Annotated in this window: 16 protein-coding genes; 8 read left to right on the top strand and 8 right to left on the bottom strand. The window is 69.3% G+C overall.

What is annotated here, in order from left to right; genetic code table 11:
- Positions 1-46: 46 nt before the first annotated feature.
- Genes KAE78_RS09235 through KAE78_RS09225 form a run of 3 tightly spaced genes read right to left on the bottom strand, consistent with a single transcriptional unit; the run spans position 47 to position 3,830 of the window.
- Positions 47-2,566 (bottom strand): NtaA/DmoA family FMN-dependent monooxygenase, encoded by a 2,520-nt coding sequence (locus KAE78_RS09235; protein WP_223170636.1) that lies wholly within the window; start codon positions 2,564-2,566, stop codon positions 47-49.
- On the bottom strand, positions 2,566-2,769 hold the full coding sequence (locus KAE78_RS09230) for a hypothetical protein (protein ID WP_223170635.1): 204 nt from the start codon (positions 2,767-2,769) through the stop codon (positions 2,566-2,568). Before KAE78_RS09230 ends, KAE78_RS09235 begins: the two co-directional genes overlap by 1 nt.
- Positions 2,766-3,830, bottom strand: coding sequence for a hypothetical protein (locus KAE78_RS09225; protein ID WP_223170634.1), 1,065 nt, complete (start codon positions 3,828-3,830; stop codon positions 2,766-2,768). The genes KAE78_RS09230 and KAE78_RS09225 overlap by 4 nt, the downstream gene beginning before the upstream one ends.
- Positions 3,831-4,017: 187 nt before the next feature.
- Between KAE78_RS09225 and KAE78_RS09220 the strand changes: the two genes are divergently transcribed.
- The 6 genes from KAE78_RS09220 to KAE78_RS09195 all read left to right on the top strand — a co-directional run bounded on the left by KAE78_RS09220 (position 4,018) and on the right by KAE78_RS09195 (position 9,216).
- Positions 4,018-4,251 carry a hypothetical protein gene (locus KAE78_RS09220; protein ID WP_223170633.1) on the top strand — a complete coding sequence of 78 codons (234 nt, stop codon included), beginning with the start codon at positions 4,018-4,020 and terminating at the stop codon, positions 4,249-4,251.
- Positions 4,155-5,657, top strand: coding sequence for an ABC transporter substrate-binding protein (locus KAE78_RS09215; RefSeq protein WP_317451924.1), 1,503 nt, complete (start codon positions 4,155-4,157; stop codon positions 5,655-5,657). The genes KAE78_RS09220 and KAE78_RS09215 overlap by 97 nt, the downstream gene beginning before the upstream one ends.
- Before the next feature lie 5 nt (positions 5,658-5,662).
- Positions 5,663-6,694 carry an ABC transporter permease gene (locus KAE78_RS09210; RefSeq protein ID WP_223170632.1) on the top strand — a complete coding sequence of 344 codons (1,032 nt, stop codon included), beginning with the start codon at positions 5,663-5,665 and terminating at the stop codon, positions 6,692-6,694.
- Complete coding sequence (locus KAE78_RS09205) at positions 6,691-6,984, top strand: hypothetical protein (RefSeq protein WP_223170631.1); 294 nt, start codon at positions 6,691-6,693, stop codon at positions 6,982-6,984. Before KAE78_RS09210 ends, KAE78_RS09205 begins: the two co-directional genes overlap by 4 nt.
- Entirely contained in the window at positions 6,981-7,553 is a 573-nt protein-coding gene (locus KAE78_RS09200) for an ABC transporter permease (RefSeq protein ID WP_223170630.1), read from the top strand. Before KAE78_RS09205 ends, KAE78_RS09200 begins: the two co-directional genes overlap by 4 nt.
- 88 nt (positions 7,554-7,641) lie before the next feature.
- Positions 7,642-9,216 (top strand): dipeptide ABC transporter ATP-binding protein, encoded by a 1,575-nt coding sequence (locus tag KAE78_RS09195; protein WP_223170629.1) that lies wholly within the window; start codon positions 7,642-7,644, stop codon positions 9,214-9,216.
- Positions 9,217-9,353: 137 nt separating this feature from the next.
- Here KAE78_RS09195 and KAE78_RS09190 read toward each other — a convergent pair whose 3' ends face one another.
- Together KAE78_RS09190 and KAE78_RS09185 are read right to left on the bottom strand one after the other, a co-directional pair.
- Positions 9,354-10,103 (bottom strand): IclR family transcriptional regulator, encoded by a 750-nt coding sequence (locus tag KAE78_RS09190; RefSeq protein ID WP_223170628.1) that lies wholly within the window; start codon positions 10,101-10,103, stop codon positions 9,354-9,356.
- 81 nt (positions 10,104-10,184) lie between these two features.
- A complete protein-coding gene (locus KAE78_RS09185; protein ID WP_223172518.1) occupies positions 10,185-10,442 on the bottom strand; it encodes a hypothetical protein in 258 nt (85 codons plus the stop codon).
- Here KAE78_RS09185 and KAE78_RS17715 point away from each other — a divergent pair.
- Both KAE78_RS17715 and KAE78_RS17710 read left to right on the top strand, forming a co-directional pair.
- Entirely contained in the window at positions 10,335-11,264 is a 930-nt protein-coding gene (locus KAE78_RS17715; protein WP_262927856.1) for a hypothetical protein, read from the top strand. The two genes, KAE78_RS09185 and KAE78_RS17715, sit on opposite strands and share 108 nt — an antisense overlap.
- Positions 11,231-12,400: a malate synthase G gene (locus KAE78_RS17710; protein WP_262927624.1), complete on the top strand. Its 1,170-nt coding sequence runs from the start codon at positions 11,231-11,233 to the stop codon at positions 12,398-12,400. The genes KAE78_RS17715 and KAE78_RS17710 overlap by 34 nt, the downstream gene beginning before the upstream one ends.
- Before the next feature lie 111 nt (positions 12,401-12,511).
- Here KAE78_RS17710 and KAE78_RS09175 read toward each other — a convergent pair whose 3' ends face one another.
- From KAE78_RS09175 to KAE78_RS09165, 3 genes are read right to left on the bottom strand one after another with little or no spacing between them, the layout of a single operon-like run.
- Positions 12,512-12,667: a hypothetical protein gene (locus KAE78_RS09175; protein ID WP_223170627.1), complete on the bottom strand. Its 156-nt coding sequence runs from the start codon at positions 12,665-12,667 to the stop codon at positions 12,512-12,514.
- Positions 12,668-12,721: 54 nt separating this feature from the next.
- Entirely contained in the window at positions 12,722-12,853 is a 132-nt protein-coding gene (locus KAE78_RS09170; protein ID WP_223170626.1) for a methionine/alanine import family NSS transporter small subunit, read from the bottom strand.
- Positions 12,850-14,760, bottom strand: a complete 1,911-nt coding sequence (locus KAE78_RS09165; protein WP_223170625.1) for a sodium-dependent transporter — start codon at positions 14,758-14,760, stop codon at positions 12,850-12,852. Before KAE78_RS09165 ends, KAE78_RS09170 begins: the two co-directional genes overlap by 4 nt.
- Between the last annotated feature and the right edge of the window lie 131 nt (positions 14,761-14,891).

Genomic DNA, 14,891 nt, shown 5'->3' with positions numbered 1-14,891 from the left:
ATGCGCGTTCGCGCGCCCTGCACCCGCAACAAGTGAGACCGCCGAGCTACAGCCCCACCAGGCCGACACCGAGCCACTCGGCGAGGTCGCGGATCTCGGCGCGGACCATCTCGGTCTCCTCCTCGTCGAAGGGGATCATCTCGTGGATGGCCGTGACCACGAGGTTCTCCTTCTTCTTGTCGAGAGCGGCGTCGAGCTGCCCGACGAAGCGGTCGCCAACGAGGATCGGATGCGCGAAGTACCCGAATCTGCGCTGCGACCTGGGTTTGAACTGCTCGAGCACGTAGTCGAAATCGAACAGGTCGCGCAACCGTGAGCGGTCGAAGAGCATCCCGTCGTAGGGGTTGAGGATCGCCACACGCCCGCCCGGGTCGTCGTCGAGTGCGGCGAGCGCCTCGGGATCGACGCGCCACTTCGCGCTGCTCCCCTCGACCTCGACGACCTCACCGGCGTTCCTCACCCGCGTGTAGGCCGCGTTATGACGGGTGATGCCGTTGGACCGCAGCCGCAGCTCCTCCAGGCCGCGCTCCCCCTCCTCGTAGGTGAGTTCCGGCAGCCCCTGCGGGTACACGCGCTCGGCGAGATCCCACACCCGCAGGCGCCCCTGGCGAGCGGAGACCGCCACCTCACCCGTGCGCGAGAGCTGCTCCAGCATCCGGGGCACCTGGTTCGAGCCGTACCAGCCGCTCTCGCTCTTGCGCGCGACGAGGTGGGTGTCCTCGATGTCGGATGCGAGCATCGGCCCGTCTTCGCGCAGCCGCCGCAGCACGTGATCGCGGAACGGCAGGTTCGCCTCGAGCCACTGCTGGGTCTGCGGATGAAGCGTCCGCCCGCGCAGCACCGGCCACAGGTGGACCAGTGCGCTCGAGGGACGGAAGGTGCCGTCGAACTCGAACAGCAGCCGGTCCTCTTCGACGGCCTTCTTCAGCTGGCCGGTCTCGTACGACCAGCCGATGCGCGACCACAGCATCGTGTGCTGGCAGGGTGCGATGACGGCGGTCGGGTCGATGCTGATCGTTCCGATCTGCTCCGCGACCTCCACCACGTCGCCCGGACGATCGGCGTCCAGCAGCGCGGCGCGCACCGCGATGCGCCGGGCCTCGTCAAGGGTCAGCCGTCGCATGCGTTGCAGTGTACCCCGGCATCCGAGACGGACCGCACGGCGTCCCGGGCACCGCTCAGACGGTGAGCGCGAGCTCCTCCGCCTGCAGCCCCAGGTTCGCCCCGCCGCGGTAGCGTGCGCCGGTGTGCGCGTCGGGCAGCCGGTCGCCACGGCCGAAGAGCCGTTCGCGCAGCGTCGTCGGCGCCTCGCCCTCCTCGCGCAGGCGGCCGCGCCGACGCAGTTCGGGCACGACCAGCTCGGCGAAGTCCCGCGCCGTGTCGAAGGAGTGGTACTGGCGCAGGTTGATGCCGTCGATGCCCGCCTCGTCGAGCCACAGCTCGATCTCGTCGGCGACGACCTTGGGCGTCCCCGCCACGAAGAACCGGTCCTCGCGCCCCTCGACGATCTTGTCGAGCGCCTCGCCGACCGTCGCTCCGGGGAGCGGGAAGCGGCCGCCGGTGGCCCCGGGACATCAGACAGCAGAGTCTCACGCGGGTAGGCGGTGAGATCCACCGACAGGCTCGCATGGGCCAGGATGCCGTCGAGGCTCTGGTGCGCGCGATAGGTGCGCAGTTTGTCGGCGGCCTCCTCCTCGGTGCGCCCCACGACGACGCCGGCCTGCACGATGAACTTGATGTCGTCGCCGCCGCGACCCTGCGCGATCGTCGCGTCGCGCATGGCCTGCGCGTTGCGCTGGAAGTCCTCGACCGACCGACCACCGGTGAAGACGACCTCCGCATGCCGACCCGCGAACGCGATGCCCGCCGGGGAGCCGGTGGCCTGGAAGAGCACGGGAGTGCGCTGGAGCGAGGGCTCGGCCAGATGCGGCCCCTTGACGCGGAAGTTCTCGCCGACGTGATCGATGTACCGGACCTTGGACGGGTCGGTGTAGACGCCGCCCTCGCGGTCCCGGATCACCGCATCGTCGTCCCAGGAGCCCTCCCACAGCTTGTAGAGCACGTGCAGGTACTCGTCGGCGATCTCGTACCGCCGGTCGTGCGGCACCTCCTGGTCGAGCCCGAAGTTCTGCGCGGCGTTCGGCAGGTACGAGGTGACGATGTTCCAGCCGATCCGCCCCTTGGTGAGGTGATCGAGCGTCGACATGCGCCGTGCGAACGCGAACGGCGGCTCGTAGGTGGTCGAGAAGGTCACGCCGAATCCCAGCTTCTTCGTGACGACCGCCATCGCCGGCACCACCAGCAGCGGGTCGTTGCTGGGGATCTGCAGCCCTTCGCGCAACGCCGTCTCTGGCCCTCCGCGGAACACGTCGTAGGCGCCGACGACGTCGGCCAGGAAGATCCCGTCGAAGCCGCCCGCCTCCAGCAGTTGCGCGAGCTCGGTCCAGTAGTCGATGTCGTTGAACCGCTCACGGTTGTTGCGCGGCAGCTGCCACAGGCCGTGCGTGATGTGACTGACCGTGTTCATCTCGAACAGGTTCAGGATGAGTCGCTTCGGATCGGCCATCAGTCGTTCTCCTTCGGCTGCGTGGCATCGTCGTCCGGCGTCGCTGCGTCTTCGGTCAGTGCGGCCGCGGCCCCACGCCACACGGGTCTGCGGCCGTTCAGCTCGAAGTCGCCGATGGCGCGGCGTCGCTGTGCGGCCGGATTGTGCGAGTGCACGGTGCGCGCGTTCCGCCAGTGCCGGTCGAGGGCGATGCGGCCGCTCACTGCGGAGGCTCCCCCACCTCGAAGAGCTCGGTGATGGCGTCCAGGACGATGGGGGCGACGACCTGCTGAAGGCGGAAGACGTCCAGCAGTACGTCGCCGAGCGCGTCGGCGTCGCCCTCCTGCCTGCGGGCGAGAGCACGTTCGATGTCGCGGGCGCCCGAGACCACCAGTCGCACGGCGGCATCCGCCGCGCTCGACACGGCGCCCACGGTCTCCTGGACGAGCACGTCCTCGCGCGGCAGCGTCTCGCCGGCGAACCCGAACACGCGCCGTCGCGGACGCACGAACTCGACCGTGTCGCGCAGCGCCGCCTGCCCGATGCCCGCCACGACCGCCAGCAGGACGAGCTGGAAGACCGCGGCGATGTGGTCGCCGCGGTCGGCGTCCTCGCCCGCGACCACGACATCGGCAGGGTCGACCGCGACGCGGTCGAAGGTCGTCGTGCCCGTACCGGTGAGAAGCTGACCGAAGCCGTCCCAGTCGTCGGCCGAGGCGACCCCGGGATCCTTCGTGGAGACCGTGACACCGACCCGCTGCTCGCCCTCGAGGGCGCTCAACTGGATCCAGTCGGCGTAGATGCTGCCGGTCGTGTAGTACTTCCGGCCGGTGAGCGTGAGCCGGTCGCCGTCGCGTTCGAGCACGGTGGTGATGTCGGCGGTCGCGTTCCTCTCGGACTGCGCATTGCCGATGAGGTCTCCGGCGGCGATCCGGTCGATCCAGAGTCGGGTGTGCGCGGGGTCGGGGTCGTGCCCGGCCAGCAGGCTCTCGACGAACGCCACGTGCCCGCGATAGATGTGCGCGAGGTTCGAGTCGGCCGTGCCGACCCGGATCAGGCGTTCGATGTACTGCTCGAAGCTCAGGCCGAGCCCTCCGGATTCGACCGGGAGGCGGAGCGAGCCGAACCCGATCGCCTGCAGCGCGGCGACGTCGTCGCGCAGCAGCGTGCGAGAGCGCTCCTGATCCGCAGCACGGGAGGCGACACCGATCAGCAGGGTGTCGAGCTCACGGTCGAAGTGGTCGAGGGTCGCGACGCGGGGCGCGACGGCGGCAAGGGAGGTCATGTCGATCGACTGTACGAGTGTGAAGCGCCTCCGCGCGCGGAAGATGAAGATCGGCGACCTTGTGTGTCGGCAGATGACATCGAATTGCCCCGTGTGACGTCGCCTCACGCCCCGACGCCGAACGACTGCTTGCATGACCGAGTCCCGTGATCGACGTCCCTACCCTCTCTCGCCGCAGGAGCACACCATGAGCATTCGTCCCCACGCCTCGTCCTCGCCGTTGTCGGCGCACTGGCATCCGGAGCACTCCTGGCCGGCTGCGCCGCACCGGCCGCCACCGGCCCCGAGAGCGCCGGGAGCACAGACAAGGCCGGCGGCACTCTCATCTACCTCGACGCCGAGCTGTCGAGCAACACGCAGCTCCAGTCCAGCGGCACCTGGCAGGACAGCGGCTACGTCACCAACATCACCGACCGGCTGATCTATCGCGACCCGGCCACCGGCGCGCTGCTGCCCTACATCGCCTCGGACTGGACGATCTCCGACGACGGCCTGACCTACACGTTCGAGATCATCGACGGCGTCACGTACAGCGACGGCACCCCGCTCGACGCCGCGAGCGTGCAGCGCAACCTCGAGTGGCAGGCCTTCGGCGACGCCGAGAAGGGAATCCCGGCGAACAACTGGTTCCCCGACGTCGAGTCGGTCACCGCCGACGACGAGGCCCAGACGGTCACCGTCGTCCTCACCGCTCCCTACGCGCCGTTCCTCAACATCCTGTCGTTCTGGCGCACCTCCCTGGTCGCCGATGCGACCATCGATGCGACACTGGAAGCCCAGTCGCAGATCACCGGCATCATCGGCTCCGGACCGTTCTTCGTCGAGTCCGAGACCTACGGCAAGGAGATCGTCTTCGCCAAGCGCGAGGGCTACGACTGGGCGCCGCCCAGCCTGGAGCACCAGGGCGAGGCCTACCTCGACCAGGTCATCGTGATCCCCGTCACCGAGGACAGCGTCCGTCTGGGCTCGCTGAAGTCGGGCGAGGCCGACCTGATCCGCTACATCCAGCCCAGCGAGGAGGCCGGCCTCGAGGCGGCCGGGATCACTGTCGTCGGCATCCAGGGCGCCGGCAACGCCAACGTCTGGGACGTCCGCCAGTCGGCGCCCTTCGTCGACGACGTCAATGTGCGGCGCGCCCTGCAGCACGGCATCGACCGGCAGCAGATCATCGACGACCTCTACACGGGGCACTGGCAGGTCGCCACGAGCACGGTGACCCCGACGACCTTCGGCTACGTGGACCTCTCCGCCGAGCTCGCCTACGACCCGGACGAGTCGAACCGGCTCCTGGACGAGGCGGGCTGGACCGAGCTGGATGCCGAGGGCTACCGCACCAAGGACGGCGAGCGCCTGCACCTGCTGACCTACGTCGACGTCTTCGACAGCACCGCCAAGCCGCTCTTCCAGCTCGTGCAGTGGCAGCTGAAGAAGCTCGGGATCGAGCTGGAGATCAAGGAGACCGACTACGCGAACTACTCGACGGTCCTGGCCGATCCGAACGTCGCGGTGCGCCGCAACGGCTGGCCCGAGGCGGATGCCTGGGTGCGTCAGACGGTCAACTACCACTCCGGCTACTCGAACCTGTACGCGTACGCCGAGTCGGACAGCACCCTGGACGCGCTGTACGAGGCCCAGGGGGTCGCGACCTCCGACGAGGAGCGCGCCCGGATCGTCGGCGAGATCCAGCGGCACGTGATCGACCAGGGCTACGGGCTGCCGATCATCGACGACACCCAGGTCTTCGGCATCCAGCCGCACGTCCACGACTTCGGCACGACGTACGAGGCGCGGCCGTGGTTCTACAGCACCTGGACCGAGAAGAAGTAGTCGTCATGCCGCTGTCCACGATCCTGCGGCGCCTCGGTCAGTCCCTGCTGGTCGTCGTCCTCACCTATGTGTTCGTCTACGCCGTGCTGTTCGTGCTGCCGGGCGACCCCATCGAGAGCCGCATCAACAACCCGCAGAACCCGATCCCCGAGGACCAGGCCCAGGTCATCATCAACTACTACAACCTGGACAAGCCGCCCCTCGAACAGTTCTGGATCTCGGTGAGCCGCATCCTGCAGGGCGACCTCGGCTACTCGCTGCGCGACGGCCGCCAGGTGAACGAGCTGCTGGCGCAGGGGATCGGCCAGACGCTGGCGCTGGCCGCCCTCGCCCTCGTCCTGGCCATCATCCTCGCGCTGCTCGTGGCCTTCGTCGCCGTCTTCGCTCCGTGGCCGCGCCTGCGCAGCCTGGTGCGGACCCTGCCGGCGCTGGCGCTGGCGACACCCGGCTTCCTCGTCGGCCTCCTGCTGCTGCAGCTGTTCGCCTACAGCCTGGGATGGTTCTCGTCGATCCGCGACGAGGGGTTCAAGTCCCTCCTGCTGCCGGCGATCACGCTCGCGATCGGGGTGAGCGCGCCGATCGCCCAGGTGCTCATCCAGGGGCTGACGCGGGCCTCGAAGGAGCCGTTCGTCACGGTGCTGCGCGCCTCGGGCACCGCGCCGCCGTGGATCATCGGGCGACACATCCTGAAGAATGGCGCGATCCCTGCCATCACCCTGCTCGGGCTCACCGTCGGCGAGCTGCTGGCCGGGTCGGTGATCGCCGAGACGATCTTCTCGCGCACCGGCCTCGGGTTCCTGACCGAGCAGTCCGTCCGGGCGCAGGACGGCCCGGTCGTCCTCGCCGTCGTCATGTTCGTGTCGATCGTGTTCACGACCGTGAACCTCGTGACCGACCTCGTCTACCCGCTCATCGACCCCCGGCTGAAGACCCGTCGCGGGACGCGCACGAGCGCCCGCGACGTCACGCCGGCGGCTATCGAATCGGCCGGCGACGCCGACCTCACGGCATCCGCACCTGAAGGAGTCCGCTCATGAGCCAGCTCGTCGCCGAGGCCGCCCCGCCGCCCACTCGACGGGTGCGCAGCGGACGCAGACTCGCAGGGTTCGACATCGCCGCGATCGCCTTCCTGCTGGTGCTCGCCGTCGCCGTGATCGCCCCGGGCCTGCTGTCGCCGCACGACCCGCTCGAGGTCCAGCCCGGGCAGACCCTGCTCCCGCCCAGCCTCGCCCACCCTTCGGCACCGACTACCTCGGTCGCGATCTGTACACGCGCGTCGTCCACGGCACCTCACGCACGCTTCTGGCGTCGGTCATCGCCGTCGTGATCGGCCTCGGCGTCGGGTCGCTGCTCGGCCTCATCGCCGCCTACTTCGGGCGCGCCGCCGACACGATCATCAGCCGGATCGTCGACGTGCTGCTGTCGATCCCCGGCCTGCTGCTGTCGATGGTCATCGTCGTGGCGCTCGGCTTCGGCTCGGTCAACGCGGCGATCGCCGTCGGCATCGCCTCCGTGGCGATGTTCGCCCGACTCATGCGCTCGGAGGTGCTGCGGGTGAAGGCGCTGACCTTCGTTGAATCGTCGCGGCACCTGGGTGTGGGGTCGGCGGGGGTCCTCTGGCGCCACGTCCTGCCGAACTCCTACGGGCCCGTGCTTTCGATGACGACGCTGCAGTTCGGCGCATCGATCCTCTGGATCGCCGCGCTGAGCTTCCTCGGATACGGCGCTCCGCCGCCCTATCCCGAGTGGGGCCTGCTGGTGGCCGAAGGCCGCGAGTACATCGCCTCCAGCCCGTGGCTGACCCTGCTTCCGGGCGTCGTCATCATCCTCACCGTGCTGTCCATCAGCCGCGTGAGCGCCCTGATCTCACAAGACCCCGACGGAGCAGACACATGACCCTCATCGCAGCCGCCGACATCCCCCAGATCTCCGACGTCCCCACCGCGTCTCACCCGAGCCGGTCCTCGTCGTGCGAGGACTGTCCGTGTCGTACCGTCGCGGCCGCACGGCCAGCCAGGTCGTCGACGATGTGACCCTGAGCGTGCCCCACGGCGAGACGATCGCCCTGGTCGGCCAGTCCGGATCCGGAAAGTCGACGATCGCGCTGTCGGCGGCGGGGCTGCTTCCCGCCAACGGGGCGATCACCGCCGGTTCCATCGAGTTCGCGTCCCGCGACGTCACCCGGTTCGGCGACCGCGAATGGCGCCTGCTGCGTGGACATGAGATCGGATTCGTCCCGCAGGACCCGCTCAGCTCGCTCGATCCGCTGCAGTCGATCGGATCGCGATTGAGAGCCGAGCTGCGCCGCCTCGGCGTGCCCCGCGCGGAGCGCACGGCCCAGGCGATCGATCTGCTCGAGCGCGTCGGCATCGTCGATGCCGCCCAGAAGCTGGCCCGCTATCCGCATGAGCTCTCCGGCGGCCAGCTGCAGCGCGCGCTCATCGCCATCGCCATCTCCGGGCGTCCGCGACTGCTGATCGCCGACGAGCCCACCTCCGCCCTCGATGTGACCGTGCAGAGCACCATCCTCGACCTCATCGACGACCTGCGGCGCGACCTGGGTCTGTCGGTGCTGTTCATCACGCACGACCTCGCACTGGCCCGCGACCGCGCCGAACGGATCGCCGTGCTGCACGGCGGCCGTCTCGTCGACGAAGGACCAACGGAGCAGGTGCTCGACGATCCCTCCGACGACTACACCCGCGTGCTGTTCACCAACGCCCCGGCGCTCAGTCCCGACCGGTACGCCGACCGCCTGCGCCCCGTCACCGCATCCGACGCCCGCGCCGTGACGATCACGGGTCTCGTCAAGCGCTTCGCGGGTGCCCCCGTCCCCGCCGTCGACGCGGTCGACCTCTCGGTGCGGCGAGGGAGCATTCACGCGCTCGTGGGCGAGTCGGGGTCGGGGAAGTCGACCATCGCGCGCATCGTCGCCGGGCTGGAGTCGTTCGACGCAGGCACCGTCTCGGTGGGCGACCGGGTGCTCGCGCCCGAACCGCCGTCGTCGAACCCCTACGCGCAGCAGCTGCAGCTGGTGTACCAGAACCCGCTGTCGGCCCTGGACCCGCGGATGCCGGTGCGCCGCCTCATCGAAGAGCCGATCGCTCTGACGACCACGGCCGGGCCGGCCGAGCGCCTGCGCAAGGTCGAGGCGGCCCTGGATCACGTCGCCCTCTCCCGCGATCTGCTCGACCGGCGCCCCGGCGAGCTCTCGGGCGGGCAGCGGCAGCGGGTGGCCATCGCGCGGGCGCTCGCGCTGAGTCCCGAGATCCTGGTGCTCGACGAGCCGACCTCGGCCCTGGACGTCACGGTGCAGGCGCAGATCGTCGACCTGCTCATGGAGCTGCGCGACCGTGACGGGCTGACCTACCTGTTCATCTCGCACGACCTCAGTCTCGTGCGCCAGATCGCCGAGGAGGTGTCGGTGCTCGAACACGGCCGCCTGGTCGAGCGCGCGCCGACGCGTGAGCTGTTCGCGCAGCCGCGCGAGGCCTACACCCGTCGCCTCATCGACGCGATCCCGGGACACCGGGTCCTCGCGGAGGCAGACGCCGCGTAGTCGACACCGGATGCAGGAGCGCCACTGCGCTCTGCAGGAGCGATCCGCCCTGCAACCGGTTCCCGCGCGGGAAAGGCCGCTGCGGTTGCAGCATCCTCCTGCAGAAGGATGCACGCCTCCTGCAGACGGCGACTCCGCTACCCCGGCACGGCCGCCCGCAGCGACGCGGCCGCGTCGTCGAGCGCCGAGACCATACGTTCGGCGGAGGCGAGGGTCACGCGCCCTGCCGGCCCAGAGATCGACACCGCCATCGGCAGGGCGAGCCCGGGGATCGGCACGGCGAAGCAGCGCACGCCGACCTCCTGCTCGCCCTCGTCGACGGCGTATCCCCGGCGCCGGATGCCGGCGAGCTCGGCCAGCAGCGCCTCCTCGCTCGTGAGGGTCGTGGGCGTGTAGCCGGGCAGCCCGGTGCGGCGCACGATCGCCGAGACCTCGGCGTCGTCGAGCTGCGAGAGCAGCGCCTTGCCGACGCCGGCCGCGTGCGGGAGGACGCGGCGACCCACCTCGGTGAACATGCGCATCTGGTGCCGGGACGGGACCTGCGCGACGTAGGCGGCCATGTCGCCGTCGAGCACCGCGAGGTTGGCGGTCTCGTGCGTGGCCTCGCCGAGCCGGAGCAGCGCCGGCATCGCCCAGGACGACAGGCGCCGGGTCGCCGCCTCGCCCAACCGGATCAGCCCCGGGCCGAGCGAATAGCGGCGGGAGGGCAATTGCATGACGTAGCCGCGCTGGATGAGGGTGCGCAGCAGTCGATGGATCGTGGGCGCGGGCAGGCCGAGGCCCTCGGAGAGCTCGCCGACTCCGGCCTCCCCGCCGAGCGTCGTGAGCAGTTCGAGCAGGGCGAACGCCCGGGTGACCGACTGCACGCCGCTGTCCTTCTCGGCCATGGCTCCTCCTCGCATCCGCTGCTAGATTCCACTATACGGAATAGAAGTTCCGAAAATGAAGATTCGTTGCTAGCGTCGCCTTCACACCGCGACGAAGGAGCACGACATGACACCGAACGCCGCCTCGGCACTCTCCGAGATCACCCGCGAACAGCGCGGATCGCTCCAGGTCGCCGCGCCCCTCCTCGCGTTCGTCGAGGAGGCGCTGTCCGGATCGGATGCCGACGCCTTCTGGAGCGGCGTGGAGGCGATCATCACCGACCTCGCCCCCGCAACCGCGAGCTGCTCGCCGAGCGCGACCGCCTCCAGACAGAGATCGACGCGTATCACCGCGCCCATCCCGGCCCGCCCGAGCCCATCGCCTACCGCGCCTTCCTGGAGCGGATCGGCTATCTCCTCCCCGAGCCCGAGGACTTCACCATCACGACTGAGAACGTCGATGACGAGATCGCGACGCTCGCCGGGCCCCAGCTCGTGGTCCCCGTGCTCAACGCCCGCTTCGCCATCAACGCCGCCAATGCCCGCTGGGGGTCGCTCTACGACGCCCTCTACGGCACCGGCGCGATCCCGCAGGAGGGCGATCTCGCCCCCGGCCGCGCGTACAACCCGAAGCGCGGCGCCGAGGTCATCGCCTACGGCCGCCGCGTCCTCGACCTCGTCGCTCCCCTCACCGAGGGCTCGCACGCGGATGCCACCGGGTACCGCGTCGACAACGGCGCCCTGACGGTCGAGAGGGCGGATGCGGCATCCGCCCTCTCCGACCCGGCCGCCTTCGTCGGCTACCGCGGCGACGCCGCCGCGCCCACCGCGGTGCTGCTGCGACACCACGGCCTGCACGTCGAGATCCAGATCGACCCGGAGGGCCCGATCGGCCGGACCGACGCCGCCGGCGTGAACGACATCCTCGTCGAGTCGGCGACGACCGCCATCATGGATCTCGAGGACTCCGTCGCCGCGGTCGACGCCGACGACAAGTCGCTCGGCTATCGCAACTGGCGCGGGCTCGTCACCGGCACCCTCAGCGAAGAGGTCACCAAGGGCGGCACGACCTTCACCCGCACGATGAACCCCGACCGCGAGTACATCGCCCCGACGGCCAGGGCCGCGTCACGGTCGCGGGCCGCTCGATGCTGCTCGTGCGCAACGTCGGGCACCTCATGACGACGGATGCCGTGCTCGACTCAGACGGCGCCGAGGTGCCCGAGGGCATCCTCGACGCGATCATGACGACCCTCGGCGCCCTCCCGGATCTGCGCGGCGAGACCGCCGGTACGAACTCGCGTCGCGGCTCGCTGTACATCGTCAAGCCCAAGATGCACGGTCCCGACGAGGTCGCCTTCACGGTGGAGCTCTTCGGCCGGGTCGAGCAGCTGCTGGGGCTGCCCGCCAACACCCTCAAGGTCGGCATCATGGACGAGGAGCGCCGGACGACGGTGAACCTCCGCTCCTGCATCGCCGCGGCATCCGAACGCGTCGTGTTCATCAACACCGGCTTCCTCGACCGCACCGGCGATGAGATCCACACGTCTCTCCACGCCGCGCCCGTCGTGCCGAAGGCGCGCATCAAGGCGCAGGCATTCATCGGCGCCTACGAGGACTGGAACGTGGATTGCGGCCTCGCCGCGGGCTTCCCCGGTCGCGCCCAGATCGGCAAGGGCATGTGGGCGATGCCCGACCTCATGGCCGACATGATCGAGCAGAAGATCGGCCACGTGCGCTCGGGCGCGACGACCGCGTGGGTGCCGTCGCCGACCGCCGCAACGCTGCACGCGCTGCACTACCACGAGGTCGACGTCGCGGAGGTGCAGGCGCAGGTGGCCCAGCGCGAGGTGCGCGGGATCACCGAGATCCTCGTGCCTCCGCTGCTGGACGGTGAGCTGACGGCCGAGGAGATCCACGAGGAGCTCGACAACAACGTCCAGTCGATCCTCGGCTATGTGGTGCGGTGGATCGATCAGGGTGTGGGCTGCTCGAAGGTGCCCGACATCCACGGCACGGCACTCATGGAGGACCGCGCGACGCTGCGCATCTCCAGCCAGCTGCTGGCGAACTGGCTGCGTCACGGCCTCATCACCGAGGCGCAGGTCGATGAGAGCCTGCGCCGTCTCGCGCCCGTGGTCGACGGACAGAACGCCGGCGACCCCGACTACGAGCCGCTTATCGGTGAGAACGGCCCGGGACTGGCCTTCGAGTCGGCGCGCCGACTGATCGTCGAGGGCGCCGCGCAGCCGAGCGGCTACACCGAGCCGATCCTGCACGAGATGCGCCGCCGCAAGAAGGCGGAGCAGGCCGCCTGACGGCATCCGTCCGCGCCCGATCTGCGGACATCCGCCCGATCTGCCGATGAATGCTTGCGATTCAGTCCGCGATTCGGGCGTCTGTCCGCAGATCGGGCGGCGGCATCCGGCTCAGGCCGGCGGGTCGTCGGGGTCGAGGGTCTTCAGCATGTCCTCCTCGACCTCATTGTCGGCCTCCAGCTGCTCTTCGGTCGTCTCGTCGCCGCCGAGCGGGGCGTCGCGCTCCTCGTCGGGTGTCGCATCGTCTTCTGCACGTGGATCGCTCATGACGGCCACGCTACGCCGCATGCCGCACGGAGTGAAGGCCCTATCGGCAGAGGCTCAGGTCGACGGCGGGACCTCGTCGCCCTCGGGGATGTCGGGATGCTTGCGCAGGCGCAGCAGGCTCCAGGCGAGGCCGCCCCAGAGGAGACCCGCAGAAAGGACGAGGAAGGCGATCGCCAGAGGAGTCATCGGAAGTCTCCCTTCTTCGCCGCGCGCTCGGCCAGCAGACGGTCCTTGTCCTGCTGCACCTCGAGCGCGAGGGTGTCGGTGTCTTCGAAGCCGTCCTCATCGACCTCCGGCCGGAAATACGAGCGGTAACTGACGACGAAGCTGAAGACGAGCATCGCGGCGATCATGCCCCAGCCGGCGATCCCCACGTAGAACGCCGGGTAGGGCGGGGCACCGTAGCCGTTCACGATGTAGTCCCAGGCGCCGGTCACCAGGATCACGGTGAGGATGATCGGGGTGAGGATGGTCACCATGAGCGCCCAGGGCCAGCCCACCTTCAGCGAGGAGACGGCATTGAGGTGCGCCCGGAACTCCGGCGTCTTGCGCGCGATGATCGCCACGAGCAGGAGGGTGAAGACGGCGGCGGCGACGACCCCGATGTTGTTCACGAAGGCGTCGACGATGTCGAGACTGCTCAGGCCGCTCGTCGTCGAGAACAGCAGGATCGAGGGCACGGCCGTGGCGAGGCCGACGATGAGACCGGCCTTGCTCGGGCTCCAGCCGGTCTTGTCCTGAACGGATGCCGACACCACCTGCAGGATCGACAGGAGCGAGGTGAATCCGGCGAGCACGAGGCAGAGGAAGAACAGGACGCCGATGACGGCGCCGCCGGGCATCTCCGAGAGCAGCGTCGGGTAGGTCATGAAGGCCAGTCCCACGCCCGTGATCCTCTCGAGCTCGGCGATCGCGACGCTCTGCACCGAGGCGAGGAAACCGAGGGTCGCGAAGACGCCGATGCCGGCGAGCAGCTCGAAGCTGGTGTTCGAGAACGCGACGACGAGGCCCGAACCGGTGAGATCGCTCTTGCGCCGCAGGTACGACGAATAGGTCAGCATGATGCCGAAGGCGATCGAGAACGAGAAGAAGATGTGGCCATAGGCGGCGATCCACACGGCCGGGTTCGCCAGCGCCTCCCAGCTCGGCGTGAAGAAGGCGTTGAGGCCGTCGACGGCGCCCGGAAGGAACAGCGCGTAGACGACGATCGCGGTGAAGGTGATCACCAGCAGCGGCAGCGTGATCTTGTTCGCCTTGTCCAGGCCCCGTCGGATGCCGCGGGCGAGCACGAAGACCACGACGATCCAGAGCGCAGCGAGCGGGATGAGCACCGCCGGAGCGAACTGCAGGGTGAAGCCGTCCTCGGGGTCGGCCATGTGCAGGTGGTTCTCGATGAAGAAGCCGACGGCGTCATCGCCCCACGCCCGGTGCGAGGCGTAGTAGGCGTAGGTGGCGGCCCAGGCGATCACGACGGAGTAGTAGGTCGCGATGACGTAGCAGATCGCGACCTGCCACCAGCCGAGGGGCTCGAACTTCTTGTTGATGCGGCGGAATGCCAGCGGCGGCGACGCCTTGTACCGATGCCCGATCGCGTAGTCGAAGAACAGGATCGGAAGCCCCGCGGTGAGGAACGCGACGAGGTAGGGCAGCAGGAACGCGCCACCGCCGTTCTCGTAGGCGACTCCGGGGAAGCGCCAGATGTTGCCGAGCCCGACCGCGGAGGAGATGGCCGCGATGATGAAGGCTCCGCGGGTGCCCCAGGTCTCGCGTGGCGGGCTTGAGGTCCTCGGCGATTCACTCATAGGAACCACCTTGTCCCACTCCCCTCCGAAGGTCAACGAGACCCACTCAGGTCCGCCCGAGCAGCGGATCCTCCTGGTCGTCAGGAGCCAGGACCTCGTCTCGAGGGGCGGCAACGGTTCCGGGTGCCTCCGCGCCCGGATCGCCTTCCCGATGGCGGCGATCGCGTGACCCAGTCCCGTGTTCAGCACCCCGACGGCGGCGAAGCTGAGAAGGAGCACCCCGGCGATCACACCAACGGCCACGCCCAGCCAGATCGGCCCGACGAGCATCGCGAAAAGGAAGGTGCTCACGGTCAGCCGCTCTCCACAGCGATCGCTGTCGCACCTCTCCGGAAGGGAAGCCTGGGCATGCGCCCATCCTAGGGACTTCTTCTCCGGCAGCTTCGGAGATCCAATTGTTTCACCCCGTTTCACGCACGGTT

The organism is Microbacterium sp. NIBRBAC000506063, assembly GCF_017968845.1.
Lineage (GTDB): Bacteria > Actinomycetota > Actinomycetes > Actinomycetales > Microbacteriaceae > Microbacterium.
This window is presented reverse-complemented; position numbering and strand designations above follow the sequence as displayed.